We start from the raw sequence: 14376 nt of genomic DNA on the forward strand, positions 1-14376 counted from the left end.
GTTAAAGTAAACCCCGATACGGGGTATTTTTTATGAGGATCGTGGTAATTTGCACGCTGAAGGGATTGTGAATAATAAAATCACCGCGATGACCACCAGTATTTCTTGGATCGCGCTTGCCATGCCGTCACTACTACCTGCTGCCAATAACTGCGCACTTCGACTGCCTATATAAAGGGTAGACAGCGTGATAAATATAGTAGAGATGATGCGGCGACTGATATTATTAAGGGCGGCTCCCTCAGTGACCGCGTCTTTGGGTAAGCTGCTAAATCCTACTGTTGTGGTTGGCAGATACGCCAAACCTACCCCAATACCTCGTACACTCATAATTAGCATTAATAGCCAAAGCGTAGGCTGATACAAGCACCATGCCAGCATCAAGGTAGACAGTGCACTAATCGCAATTCCTACGATGCCAATACCTCTGGCACCTTGCTTATCTACCATCTTGCCAGCGTAATGGGTGGTGACACTGGCTACAAGCGTCGCGACCATCAGGACAATGCCTGTCCATAAAGCACTCTCGCCCATCACATCTTGGATCAACACGGGTAATAGTAAGAGACACAGCATCAAACCGACTGTTTGAGTAATGCTAATGATATTACTGTGCAAATAGGTTTTATTGTTAAATAAGCGCACGTTTAATAATGGATATTTCTGCCGCCGCTCATATGCCCACCAAGCCATCGCGGACAGTAAAAATCCGACAGACAATAAACCTAAAGTGGCTATCTTTAATAAGCCATCACTGCTTAGTAGCCGGCCAGTGAAGTCTATCTTCAGCGTGCTCAGCCAAACCATCATCGCAAGCAGCCAAATAAGCAAACTGACAAACCCGATGGTATCGAAAGGGCTTTTTTTATCATGTGAGCGTATGTCAGGTATCAATCGCCACACCAACGCCATGACCGCTGCACTGAGTGGCAAGGTAATGGCAAACAGTGTCCACCACGCAAACTGCTCAACCAAGTAAGCACCGACCAAAGGGCCAAACGCCAACGACATCATAATAACAATGCCCCATAGTGCCATTACTCTACCGTGCTGCTGCTGCGGATAAATCTGATATAGCATACCAATAGACAGCGGGATAATCAGACCGCCACTCAGTCCTTGTATGGCTCTGGCAAAGATGACAAAGCTCATGCTAGACGCCAGCATGCCAATGACTGAGCCCAGCATAAATCCAAAAATTGCCGCCAAATAAACATGCTTAAACGGAAACTTTTTGTTTAAGTAGCCGCTTAGCATCAACCCCACACTCATGGCCAATACATAAGCATTTAGCACCCAGCCGCCCATCACGATATCGACATCAAACACCGACATAAAGACAGGAATCGCTGGATTAAGTGCACTATTACTAAAGCTGACCACTGTACCGCCGAGTAATAGTGTCAGTAATACCTGCTGTACTTGCTTATCGGTCAAGCTATTACTACTACTATTCGAGGCTTCGTTTATAGGAGACTCATTTGTAGATGCCTTATTTATAGGGGCTTTATTTATAGGGGCGTTGCTCATTAAGCAGTGGCACCATAGAAATTGAGATAACCTCTAGATTCTAGAAACTCATCGCGATTGCAAAAATATAATGAGGCGGTTTTTTCTGGCATCTCAATCAGACGTTGTACTCTATAAGCGAAGCTATCAGCAATCCATTGATACACCTCAACCTTACTATCCGGCTCGACCACGATTTTTTTGGCCTCAGTATGCTCAAATATAAACTTGCTGATCATCATACCTGTTGGCTTTAGATAGCCTTTGCCAACCACCGCTGGATCACCAAGCAAAATATGCCAGCCCATGTCCGTCTCTTTGGCTTTGTAATAATGAGATAACCGGTCACGAGCCGTCTCATAAATCTCTGTATAACCAATCGGCTTATCATCACAAATTATAAGGTAGAGACGCTGATGGTCATCGGCCAGCATTTTTTCAAAATGGGTTTTTAGCTGCGGCATCGGGAGATGTAGCTGCCACTGATCGACCACATGCTCAGCATGCATCCATTTATACAGCAATGGCATATCATCTGGGTAGCTGACAGGTCTCAACGCAAACGTCTTTTGATAAGCTTCAATGCTAAAGGTATCGGGTAGGTTTTGGGTGATAGTCGGCATGACTTGCTCCTAGTTATTATTTTGCTATGTGGTTAATATGGTTTTGATGAAATACGATGCTTATAAAAACTACGCGCCAAAATTTTGAAACACTTTTAAGGCATCGGTGTCGTAAGTCTGCTCACCTGTTAACTGATTGACGATACACCCTGCTCGATAAGCACCCAACCCCAAGTCTGGTGCGCCAACGCCATGGGTATGCACTTCCTGGTTTTGTACAAAAATTTTGCCATTAGTCGCGATATCTTTTTGATGCGTCAGCACATATTTCAGTGCATAGTCTCTATCAATGACTGGCTGCTCAAACGCATCATGCGCGATGGCAGGCAGTATCGTGTTTAAACACTCAGGCAGACCGTAACGATAGCCTGTACCAGCAATCACACAGTCATACTCAGCAGTAAAATCTTGATTCTGCTCACGCTGTTTAACTACCAGTTTTATGGTGTCTGTCGGCTCTGGCACTTCTAGCATTGTTGTCAGCGTTGCCTCAACCACTTCACAGTTAGACAGCAACGTCGAATACAAATCTTGATTGGTAATACTGCGCTCATAGAGACGATGATAAATATCGCGTATGGTCTCAAAGCCCATGCCTTTATAGAGCAGGTCTTGCTTGGCAGTGACTTGGGGTTTGGTTGCTGAGTCTAACTCATAAAAGTAGTCTGTATAAGCCGGGCTGAAATGCTCCAAACCTAATGGGGAATACTCCATGGGGAAAAATCCTGCCGAGCGCGTCATCCAATCTAACTGAAACTTAGGGTTGTCATTAGTACTATCATCGCCATCAAACTGCTGATCAAACAGCGTTCGATACACCTCTGCTGAGGACTGCCCAGACCCCAGTACCAATATTTTGGTCAGCTTGCCCTCAGTCTTGGTGCTAGTCAGATCAAGGCTACTAGCATTGAGGCTGTCCAAGTCAAAATTGTCTGCAAAATGGGCAGTGTGCATACAGCGGTTAGGCGCTTGTTTGGCAATATCTTGCAACGATGGTGGTAGCGTGGCCTGTGTGCCCGTTCCTATGACCAGATTTTTAGCATGATAGGTGTTTTGTGTGCCTTGTTCAGAGACTGTCACTACAAACCCATCATTATTGTCATCAAATTCCACGTCGATCACTGGCGCATCAAAATTCAGACTATCCAGCTGCTCAGCTACCCATTGGCAATAGTGGTTATACTCTTTACGATAAATTTTAAATTCTTCTAAAAAATAAAACTTAAGCAATCGCTGCTGAGCATGCAAATAATTCAAAAAAGAATACGGACTGGTTGGGTCTATCAATGTCACTAAATCTGCCATAAAAGGCACTTGCAGCGTGGTGTTTGGCAATATCATGCCTTTATGCCAATTAAACTCAGCCTTTTGCTCAAAAAACTTTGCGGTTACGTCGGTCTTTGTCAGTAATGCCGCCAAACTTAAATTAAACGGCCCTACGCCAATCCCAATAATATCTAACACGGTCGCCCCTTAGTGATTTGGTAGTTACGTTAATTCTGGTGTTCGTTTCTATCGAACTCTAATTTCTATTGTGTGCTTATCTTTGCCGTCACAATATGACGTGCTACGTCACCATGGGGTTTGGGATATCGACATAAATAGACTGGGTCTCAACAGGTGCGGTCAGCTCATCGAGCGCATAAAGTCTGGTGAGTAGATTGCCCTTGAACGGCAATGTAGGGCTACGTAACAACAAGTCAAATAACGAACGATGTGGGTATTGTTGCTCTAACGCCATTAGACATTCTTTAAACGTCGTGATTAATGCATCCTCACTCACAAGTTGAGTACGAGCAATGGCAGTGATTAAGCCAAATATACTGTTACCAACTAAATAATAGGCAAAGCGTGAGTCAGCAAAGTCTTCTGGAATAACGCACTCTCCTTCGCTAATAAGCTCTGGATAAGCATCAATGAGCGGCGTGGCATACTCTGCAATATAACCAAAGCCTTGATTGTCTCTGGCCCAAAATTTAGTAGGATAGCCGTCTGTTAGCTCGATGAGACTGTTTTGCTGATGTACTTCAAAACCAATACCATGCTGATAGTACATATGAACCAGCGGTATAAAACCAACTTGTAAATAAGTGTCAAACCACTGGACAGCCACCTGTTCTAAAGGCTCATCTGTCTGTTTATGAATAGACTTAAACAGTGTCTCTAAACGGTTAGTGAGACGAGTAGGATGATCTTGGCTTAAGCTGGCAAGATTGGTGACTTGCGTATCCTCTGTAAAAGGGTTGTCACGTAAGATACAAATGGTCTCATCAATGATTTTGCCGTCGATACGTAAGGCTATCCAAGCAGGATCATTCAATACGGCAATCGTAGGGTACTCGGTTTTGAGCTGAGTACCATAGTCGCTACGCCAGATTCGGCAGGCATGCATGCCGCGTTTGCATTCTTTGGGCAGGTTAATCCGCACTGAGTTGGTGATTGCTACAGACAACGACAACTTGAACATCCAAGGCGCATCAAAGGCAGCCAGTGTGCGTACCGATGTAGTCGGATGCAGATACCAACCAAGCTCACCCAAGTCAAACAATTGGCCTTGTTCTAGCAGCTTTTGATACCACGGCTGCTGCTGCAAAAACCTTGCTTGCCAAGGATGTAATGGCAACAGCTTATAGTCTGGATGCTCATCGACAAGTTGCTGCTGATAGCCACTCATATCAGCTTTTAGCTTTGATTTGAGTGCTGTGGTAATGCTGTCGCCATCTACGAATTCTTCTGTAATGCAGCTGAGGTGCACTAGCCAATAGTGCAGCTGGGTTTTGCTACTGGTCTCGGGCGCATACTTTGCCCACTCGGCACCATAAAAACCAGCACGGCCTTTGGGTGTAGGATGCATGGCATGACCGTAAATAAGGTTTTGTTCGGTCTGAATAAAGTCTTGCTGATAGTCAACGATGTCATCAATCTCATCATTGCGATGCTCTAAGATAATCTGTAGCCCCTCATAACTCTCAATCCAGCGTTTTAATACGCCATTGGCATCTAGCGTCGCTTTGTCTTTATAACGATGCACGATATCTTCAATAATCAAAGATGCTAGGCTCATAGCAGAGGATTTTATCCATCGGCTGTTTTGCAAAGGGTCGTCTAATTGCGTGTCTAGTTTCGAGTCTGATCGTATGCTGACCTGCTTATTCAATATAAGCGGCGTGCCCGCCAAACGGTGCTGACCCAATTGGCTCACTCTGTCGACCGGTACAACCATTACCGTGTTCGAAGGCAATAGCATTAGCACTAATAGAGGCTTATTTTGTGAGGCATGCTTCTGTATATCATCTTGCTGCTCTACGGCAATAATATCGCCGCGCCCAGTCTCAAAACAGTAAGCATTGATTAGATTTTGTAGTGTGAGACGATCAAGCGTTTTATGCTGCATCATGTTATTTTTTCCCATCAACGTTCAGGTTGTCAGAATTGAGTTGGTTAAAACCAGCAATAGCCATCTGCTCAATGATGTCGGCAATATCATTAATTTGGGTATTGGGATTTAGAATGGTGAATTTAAGGCAAAGGCGCTGCTCAAACTGGGTAGTGGCCACATTGGCAATGTTATTGACCAATAATTCTTGTGCAATGTGACGATTAAGCTGAGCGAGTTGCTCATCAGATAACGCGGTATCTTTGGGTGTAAAGTAAAACAAAACACTGCTAATAATGGGCTCATGTACCAGTACAAAATTTTCATTTGTATCAATCAGCTGTGCTGCTTGCTTGGCAGTATCTAGACAGCTATCAATCAAGGCTGCATAGCCATTTGTCCCTAGTAAGTCCAGCGCCATCCACAGCTTTAAGGCATCGAAACGGCGTGTGGTCTGTAAAGAGTACGTGACTAAATTTAAGATATTGTCCTGTTCGTCATCAGCAGAGTTTAGATACTCACTATGATGGCGAATACTCTCGAAATTTTGGTTATCTCGTAAGAGAAAAGCACCACAGCTAATCGGCAAGAAGAAATGTTTGTGAAAGTCCAAGGTGATAGAGTCAGCTTGATTCAGCCCCTCAATCAAGTGTCGATAGCGCTGTGATAGTAGCAATGCCCCGCCCCATGCTGCATCAACATGTAGCCATATCTGTGCATCACGGCAAATTTTGCCTATAGCCATTAGAGGGTCAATCGCACCCAAATCAGTAGTGCCAGCCGTTGCGATGATGGCCATCACATTGTCAGCGCCTAGCTGATTTATCTGATGTTGTAAGTCAGACATCAGCATGGCACCTGATGCATCGGTCGCTACCTTGATGACGGAACGTTGGCCTAGACCTAGTAGCGCCGCGTTTTTTTCAATAGAAAAGTGCGCTTGGTCTGAGCACAGGATTTTGCCAACAGGCTGACCCATAAGGCCATCCTGTTGCACATCAACGCCCTTAGACTTATAGAATCGATTGCGTGCAAGCAGTAAACCCATCAGGTTACTTTGCGTACCACCACTGGTAAAGACGCCACCAGCGTTACTGCTTTTTTGATTGTTAGCGCTATTAAAATGGCAACGTTGACACAGCCAATGGATTAAGTCTTTTTCGATATAGGTGGCTGCTGGGCTTTGGTTCCACGAGTCCATACTTTGGTTCGTGGCCGCGATAATCATCTCAGCAATCTGACCAATAACCAGTGTGGGCGGATGTAAGTGGGCTAAGCAATTCGCATTGGCCGTCGACACACAACTGGGCAAAAACTTACTTTGAATATCCGCGAGTATCGTGTCGATGTCTCGGCCTTGCTCACGGATGCTAAAGATATTGGTCGCTTGCACTTGTTGCGGTGTGCCGCCCAAATACACATTATTGTCGTCTAGCCACTGTTTGATAACAGCGCTGGTTTTTTGCATATGCGTGACATATTGCTCACTGGTTTGCTGATTTAATAAATGCAAAATATCCTCACTTGTTTATTCCACGATTGTATAAATCGCAAATAAGTGACTTATTATTAGAGTCGTTATTAGAGTTGTTATCAGAGTTGTTATCAGAGTTTTTTATAAAAGTGTGAATCATGCTAAAACGCTGGCAAGACTATTTATTGTCTTCTAGCGCCATATCAAGCCTTTGCAAGACTTGCTGCAGCTCATCTTTGGTTATATTGAGTGGCGGCAATAATCGCAATACTGTGCCACCGCGCCCGCCTTTTTCAATCACCAATCCATGCTTAAAACATGATTGTTGGATTTTGGCAGCCACATCGCTGTCTGCTGGATAGCTACCGTCATTTTGCTTAGGTAGGCTGGGATTGATAATCTCTATACCAATCATGAGACCACGTCCTCTGACTTGACCCATTTTTGGATAGCGCTGTTGGCGTATTTTTAGCTGCGCCATAAACCATGCGCCTATTTCTAAAACATAATCAGCAACGTTGTTGTCTTTTAAGTAATTAAGGGTGGCAAGGCCAGTCGCCATCGCCAACTGATTACCTCTAAACGTGCCAGAATGGTTGCCTGCTTGCCATACATCGTATTGTTTTTTGATACCCAATACCGCAAGTGGCAGACCACCACCGATTGCTTTTGACATCACAATCATATCAGGATCGATATCCGCATATTGATAGGCGAACCAGCGTCCTGTACGGCAAAAACCCGTTTGTACTTCATCGATGATCAGCATAATGCCCAGCTCTTTTGTCACTCGGCGCACATGCTTCAGCCATTCTATGGGCGCAGGGTTGACGCCGCCTTCCCCTTGTATAACTTCTAAAATGACCGCGGCTGGTTTCACCACGCCACTCTCTACATCTTTTAGGAAGTTTTCAAAGTAGCGCATATGGGCATGGATGCTTTGCTCAAAAGGCAAACCAAACGCGCAGCGATACATATTGGGATAAGGCAAGAATTGCACCGAGCCCATCAGGCCTTCGATACCTTGTTTAGGTGCCAAGTTTCCTGTCACCGCCAGAGCACCATGTGTCATGCCATGATAGCCACCGCTGAAGCTAACAACACCTGAACGACCCATGACTTGTTTGGCCAGTTTAATCGCAGCCTCTACCGCATCAGCGCCCGTCGGCCCACAAAACTGCAAGCAATACTCATCGCTATTGGTGGCGAGTAGTTTGTACATGAACTCGCTAAATTTGTCTTTTAACGGTGTGGTGATATCCAATGTATGCATCGGTAGGTTGCTATCCAATAGCGCTTTGATGCTTTCTATGACTACGGGATGATTATGTCCAAGTGCCAGCGTGCCAGCACCTGATAGGCAGTCGATATACTCGTTACCTTCAACATCAGTAATCCACGCGCCTTTGGCGGATTGAATCGCAAAAGGTAGCTTACGTGGATAACTGCGAACCTTCGATTCAAATTGTTCTTGACGGTGTAAGTAGCATTCGTTATCAAGTGATTCGTCTAATAAGATCGTGTCCATAGCTTCAGCCTTGTTATTGTCAGTAGTCTTGGATAAACATTCGAAAGTAAGGTTTGACGCTTACTTCTTAAAATATCGCTCATTTATATTGAATGATAATGTAAATGATAATCATTATTATTAATGAAGCGTAGTATCTACTACCAATAACTGACTGTCAACCCAGTTTGCGAATTTTCTATTGATGAAAATGACAAAGATAGCAGCTAGCGTGAATTTAAGAACGACGAATCAAGAGCGATTAATTAGGAACAATGCAGACTACTTCAAACTATTAACTAATCAGTGACACACAGCTACCCAGTACAGATAGTTTTAGACTATCTGTGCTCACTTATATCGTTGATTAATAGCTATCTAAAGACAGCAACTACCTATTTGCCGAGGCTGGTACCTTACGAATGAGCCATAAGAAGTAGCCACCACCGATAATGGCCGCAATCGTGCCAGCAGGCAGCTCATAAGGGAAAATAACATAACGGCCAATCCAATCTGCTATCACCATCACGCCTGCCCCTAAAAGTGCAGCTAATGGCAATTGCCGTTCAAGCTTTACAGCGCCTAGCGAAGTAGCTAAGTGAGGCACCATCAAACCAATAAAACTCAACGGGCCAACGGCAAGCGTGCTGGCCGTACTAAGCGCTGCCACCAATACCAACAACGACAAAGTCACTGGCGTAACTGCCACACCTAGATTACGCGCCACACCTGTACCTAGTCCAAGAACGCGCAAAGGCTTAATCAGTAGTAGACTGAGTATAAATAAGATAGCTGCAATGCCAATGAGATACCATACTGTACTGGGCTGGGCGCTATAGGTTGTCCCTGACAGCCAGCTGAGCATTGCTTCTAGACGCGGATCTCCTGAAAGCTTGACCATATGCATCACCCCGTCCATCATGGCGGCAATGCCTATACCTACTAACAATAAATAACCTGAGCTGACCCTGCGTGCTAGCCAAATAATCAATAGCAGCACGGCCATCGCCCCTGACAGTCCTGAAACCAGCAACGTTCCTGCTCCCGCAGATAGCCCTAAACTTGGTAATAATAAAAACCCCAAAATAACCCCAAGTGCCGCGCCTGAACTGACACCCAATACCTCAGGACTGGCCATAGGGTTACGCGTTAAGGTTTGCAGTAGCACACCGGCGACTGCCAACATCAAGCCTGTGGCCGCAGCGCTCAAACTGCGAGGTAAGCGGTACTGCTGCGTAAGCGCCCAGTCCGTACTTAGCCCCCAACCATTGATATCTTGTACAAATAAACAGGCAAACATGATAATAGCGAGCACGCCAACGCCCCATCGCCAAAAGGCAATGGATGTATGCTTACCTGCAAGCATCGGTGTCACTGTCTCTATCCGCTCACGACGCTGACGCAAAATCAGCCAAATAATCAGCGGTGCACCCAAGATACCTGTCATGGCACCAGCTGGAATCTGCATATCCAGTATCGGTTCAAGCAGTAACGCGACATTGCTAGTCAATAGTAAAAGCAGCGCCCCTAACCCAAAGGCAGTGGCCAAACGCTTACCAATAGCAGAGATGCCCAGCGCATTGACCAAACTTGCTGCACCAAGACCAATAAAACCAATTAAACCAACTTCACTAATCACTAAAGCGGTCACGACTGCGACCACCAGTACAACAAGTGCCCGAATCCCATTAATAGGCACACCCAAACGTCTGGCCTGCGTGTCATCTAGACTCATCAGCGTTAATGGTTTCAGTAATGGCAGACATACGACCGCCATCAAAATAGCAGTGATGACTAGCGCTATACTGGTATGCCAGCTGTTTTGTGCCAAAAACCCAGCCGCCCACGACAGCATTCCATTACTACGCTCAGCAAAAAATAGCACTAGTACATTGGCTACTGCGGCCAGCAAAATATTGACAACCAAACCGGCCAATATCAAAATCAATGGATTAAATCGACTGGGTGCTGATAAGGCAAAAACCAGACCCATACTAATGATAGCCCCTACAAAGGCCACGTAAATTCCGCCATAAATAGCTAAGCTTGGCAAAAATAACGTGACGATGAGCATGGCCAACTGTGCACCCACGCCCACCCCTAGCGTCGTATCTGATGCTAATGGGTTTTTTACCAATTGCTGTAATAAAATACTGACCACGCCTAATAGCCCGCCAGCCAACAACGCCACCACGCTGGTCGCCACTAGATGCAGCTGTATCGCCATACTGGCAATATCCAATTGCGAGCTTGGTATAAGCAAGTCACTGACTGGGCGCGTCCACTGTTGATCTAACAGAGCCCAACTACTCCATAACGACAATGCCGCTAATCCGATGAGCATGGTCCATAGTCGCCAAGACAAATTGGCAAATAAAGAAGTCTGTGGTTTGTGTTGGTTCGGTGGCTGATTCAGTGGTGATGACTGTTTCAATGATTGCGACGATGATAACGTTGATGAGGGTTTTGGAACTGTTGCTGCTTGAGAAGCTAATGTCATCGTATGAGCACTGTCGTTATGAGAACTGTCGGTGTGGTTATTGATATGATTGTTTTGGTTGTTGTGAGTATCTGCATTGGCGCTCATAGTACTTCCCCGCCTTTTAATGAAACTTCTGACAAGTTGTTTGCTAGGCTAACCAATGATGACATCCCACCATAAATCCATACTGGTGGTAGCTCGCCCACACAGCGGGTATTGCCATAACCTAGACGCTGCCAAATCAAGCTGTCATCAATTTCAGCTCGAGTAATTGGGCTCAGCGGGTCGATAATTAATAAACAAGTCTCATCATCTAATTGCGCCAAATCTCCCATTCGTATCGGCACAAACCCCCACTGATTGCCCTTGCCCAATACCACAAGCTCTCTATTCATCTGCTCTAACGCAGGCTGAAATAAGCTATTTGCCACATACATACGCATGTTATTAGCATCCGCAAACTGTACCACTGCAAATTTCTTGGCTTTTGGATAACGCTGTTGGAATTGCTGACTGGCCAGCTGTATGTCTTTCTGACTTTGTACAATATAGTCTTCAGCCATCTTCGGGTTATCGATCAGCATGCCAAGCTCCCGCGTCGGTTCCGTATAGTCAGCCCAGGTTGCCGTCTCTCCTTTTGCCGCAGACATCACAGATTCTGCAGGGACATCGCCGTATAAATTGCGTGCATGCTCATAGAAATAATTATCTATGACCATATCGACAGGCAGTTGGGCGATTAGCTCAGCGTTGGGCTGATAGCGTATGCCCAAGTCTGTTATCGATGTTGGTAGTTTGGGGCTTCCCACCCATCTGTCCCAAACCCTGACATCACCTGTCGCAATTGGTGCATGCCCCATCGCTGTCAAAGTCGCTGCATTACCCCAGTCAGGAGACACGATATTCATCCTATCGCTATGACTGTTTTCTGCTTCTGAGGTAGCGGTTGTCCGACTATTACAAGCGGTCAATACCAAACACAATGCGAGGGCGAACCATTTCAATGTTGTCATTACTGATACTGGCGTAACTAGTAGATATTTCGATAATTTATCTGTATAAAAAACGGGAGGCATAAAAGCGTATCTTTGTAGGCAAATTAGAAAGAAGGAGCAGAAACCAGACGTTAAGCGACTGCGACAGGCTGTCCAGTAATAGGATGACTGAGCAGCTGCATATCGACATTAAAGATATCGTGTAGCACGGTAGGTTGCATGGTACTGGCGATATCGCCGTTGTGACATATTTGGCCATTTTTCAGTGCGATGACTCGATCGGCATATTGCGCTGCCAAATTAATATCATGGATAATAATTACCACGCTTAAGCCTTGCTCATCCACCAAACGACGAATGAGCTGAATGACCTCGATTTGATAATGCATATCAAGCGCAGCAAGTGGTTCATCGAGTAATAAGTAACGGGTATCCTGTGCCAAACACATCGCGAGCCACGCACGAGCGCGCTCACCACCAGATAGCGTGGCAGTAATTCGATCAGCAAACGCTTCGGTTTTAGTCACTTTTAATGCTTGCGCGACTTTGTCTTTATCTATTTGAGTTGGCTTTTGCAGCCATTTTTGATGAGGATAGCGCCCTAGCATGACCAGCTCACGCACCGTGAATCCAGCAGCTTCTGGCAATTGCTGCGGCAGATATGCCATTTGCCGCGCTAACTCCTTACTGCCGTAGTCATTGATACTGTGCTCATCTAATGTGACATTGCCGCTACTACTTGCCATCTCACCCGCTAGCGCTTTGATCAAGGTCGACTTGCCAGACCCATTATGCCCAACCAAAGCCACCAGTTGATTGGTATCAATTTCACAAGTCACGTTGTCTAATAGAGTATTTCCTTGACGGCTGATAGTCAGCTGGTTTGCACGTAGCATATAAGCACTCATTGTTGATAAAAATAATATGTCATAAAAATGATGGTTCATCGGTCATCAGCTATAGACCAATTTTTGACGATCAAACCACAATAAAAATTGATTTTACTCGTAAATGATAACAAAAACAATTATCATTAACTATAAACTCATTCACTTTAATTTCAACGCTCTGTTGATTGCGAGTATTTATATGACTAATCTTCTTTTAGCTACTACAGAAAACACCGATAACCAAAACAGCCAATACACTCCCCTAAACGACCCTGAAATAGCAGGTGTGGTCGCTCATATTAATGAGGAGCACCTCGACGAACTGCTTGGATTTTTGAGTGTGTTTACTTCATTATCTACCGCCGAATTGGATCTGGTCGATGCCCAAATAACTGATATTTATGCTGAAGGTATTGCTATACAGACTTGTCCAAAAGGCGTAGAGAATCAATCAACTGCCGCTCAAAATAGTTCACTCTATAACCAGACTTTCTTTATTGCTTTTGCTGCACCTATCTCTCAGCTTGATGACTTGCAAGCCCAATATATCTTGCTAAAACAAAGAGCAGATAAAAAGCTAGGCAAAAAAACAATCAAACTGACCAAGCAAGTATTTGAGGTACAAAATAGCTATAGAATCAGCAAAAATATGCTGCGCCTTGAATTGAGCATGCCTTCATTAAGCGATGTTGAAGGCGCAAAAAGCTCGAACGTCAGTACCTACCAACGAAGCGGGTTACGCGTACTTGTTTGATTTAGAACACAATGCAATGACCAACGCATTGATTACTGACAGCACTGATGGCAATAAAGCTGGTGACTATAAAACTAATGGCAACAAAGCTGATGACAGTGCAAAGGAAAACGTACGCCCTGCTCGTCCTCACTGCTATTACACTTTAAGAAAAGCATGGCAAGCTGATGATGAGATACGAGCATGGGTCGATGTTTTTTTGCATGGGGATACGCCGGGCGGCAACTGGGCAACAGCACTACAAGCAGGCGAGACCGTTGTCACAAAACGAGAGTTTCCAGAAAAGGTAGAGCACTTACGAGACGGTCAAGCGGTACTGATTGTCGATGAGACATCAATGCCAACGGCAGCACGACTGCTAGAGCTATGGAATAACCCTACACCACCATTAGTCGTTTGTGTGACGCAAGATGCAGGCGATCAAAGTTATTTTGATACTGTAAAAATGCGCAGTGGCCTTGATTGCGATACTGAAAGCCGCGAGGATAACCACTTTACCGTACTGCCTATAGTAACCAATCAACCAAACTCGGGAGCAGAGTTAGCCACGCTAATTGACGGTAAATTAGGCGATTATTTGACTGACAATCCTCTACAGATTGATAAAGTCTGGGGAGCGCTAGAAGCGAATACTGTCAAAGCATTGCGTCCATTGCTGAAAGATCGACTTGGGCTAAGTCGTATTGATGTTGTGGTAAAAGTCTACTGGCGTCACGATTAGTTTGCACAAAAAACGCTCCCTTTTGGGAGCGTTTTTTTACGATTC

Annotated in this window: 11 protein-coding genes; 2 read left to right on the forward strand and 9 right to left on the reverse strand. The window is 45.0% G+C overall.

Annotated elements, in window-relative coordinates; genetic code table 11:
* Nucleotides 1–30 precede the first annotated feature (30 nt).
* The 9 genes from SJY28_RS11500 to SJY28_RS11540 all read right to left on the reverse strand — a co-directional run bounded on the left by SJY28_RS11500 (nt 31) and on the right by SJY28_RS11540 (nt 12862).
* Nucleotides 31–1530: an MFS transporter gene (locus SJY28_RS11500; protein WP_379544551.1), complete on the reverse strand. Its 1500-nt coding sequence runs from the start codon at nt 1528–1530 to the stop codon at nt 31–33.
* Entirely contained in the window at nt 1530–2132 is a 603-nt protein-coding gene (locus tag SJY28_RS11505) for a GNAT family N-acetyltransferase (protein WP_379544552.1), read from the reverse strand. The genes SJY28_RS11500 and SJY28_RS11505 overlap by 1 nt, the downstream gene beginning before the upstream one ends.
* Before the next feature lie 69 nt (nt 2133–2201).
* A complete protein-coding gene (locus SJY28_RS11510) occupies nt 2202–3596 on the reverse strand; it encodes a lysine N(6)-hydroxylase/L-ornithine N(5)-oxygenase family protein (RefSeq protein WP_379544553.1) in 1395 nt (464 codons plus the stop codon).
* Between the two features lie 103 nt (nt 3597–3699).
* Nucleotides 3700–5529, reverse strand: a complete 1830-nt coding sequence (locus SJY28_RS11515) for an IucA/IucC family protein (RefSeq protein WP_379544554.1) — start codon at nt 5527–5529, stop codon at nt 3700–3702.
* A 1-nt stretch (nt 5530) separates the two neighbouring features.
* Nucleotides 5531–7021 carry a pyridoxal phosphate-dependent decarboxylase family protein gene (locus tag SJY28_RS11520; RefSeq protein WP_379544555.1) on the reverse strand — a complete coding sequence of 497 codons (1491 nt, stop codon included), beginning with the start codon at nt 7019–7021 and terminating at the stop codon, nt 5531–5533.
* A gap of 139 nt (nt 7022–7160) precedes the next feature.
* Complete coding sequence (locus SJY28_RS11525) at nt 7161–8510, reverse strand: diaminobutyrate--2-oxoglutarate transaminase family protein (protein WP_379544556.1); 1350 nt, start codon at nt 8508–8510, stop codon at nt 7161–7163.
* 370 nt (nt 8511–8880) lie between these two features.
* A complete protein-coding gene (gene fhuB / locus SJY28_RS11530; protein WP_379544557.1) occupies nt 8881–11076 on the reverse strand; it encodes a Fe(3+)-hydroxamate ABC transporter permease FhuB in 2196 nt (731 codons plus the stop codon).
* Nucleotides 11073–12047, reverse strand: a complete 975-nt coding sequence (locus tag SJY28_RS11535) for an ABC transporter substrate-binding protein (RefSeq protein ID WP_379544558.1) — start codon at nt 12045–12047, stop codon at nt 11073–11075. Before SJY28_RS11535 ends, fhuB begins: the two co-directional genes overlap by 4 nt.
* Nucleotides 12048–12097: 50 nt before the next feature.
* Nucleotides 12098–12862 carry an ABC transporter ATP-binding protein gene (locus SJY28_RS11540; protein ID WP_379544559.1) on the reverse strand — a complete coding sequence of 255 codons (765 nt, stop codon included), beginning with the start codon at nt 12860–12862 and terminating at the stop codon, nt 12098–12100.
* A 193-nt stretch (nt 12863–13055) separates the two neighbouring features.
* On the opposite strand from SJY28_RS11540, the gene SJY28_RS11545 reads away from it, so the two are divergent.
* Both SJY28_RS11545 and SJY28_RS11550 read left to right on the forward strand, forming a co-directional pair.
* Nucleotides 13056–13610 carry a DUF2470 domain-containing protein gene (locus tag SJY28_RS11545; RefSeq protein ID WP_379544560.1) on the forward strand — a complete coding sequence of 185 codons (555 nt, stop codon included), beginning with the start codon at nt 13056–13058 and terminating at the stop codon, nt 13608–13610.
* The gene (locus SJY28_RS11550; RefSeq protein ID WP_379544561.1) at nt 13543–14331 is read left to right on the forward strand and encodes a siderophore-interacting protein; all 789 of its coding nucleotides are present in this window, start codon (nt 13543–13545) and stop codon (nt 14329–14331) included. Before SJY28_RS11545 ends, SJY28_RS11550 begins: the two co-directional genes overlap by 68 nt.
* The last annotated feature ends 45 nt before the right edge of the window (nt 14332–14376 follow it).

Origin of the sequence: Psychrobacter sp. R86515 (assembly GCF_042466315.1) — a bacterium.
Classification (GTDB): domain Bacteria; phylum Pseudomonadota; class Gammaproteobacteria; order Pseudomonadales; family Moraxellaceae; genus Psychrobacter.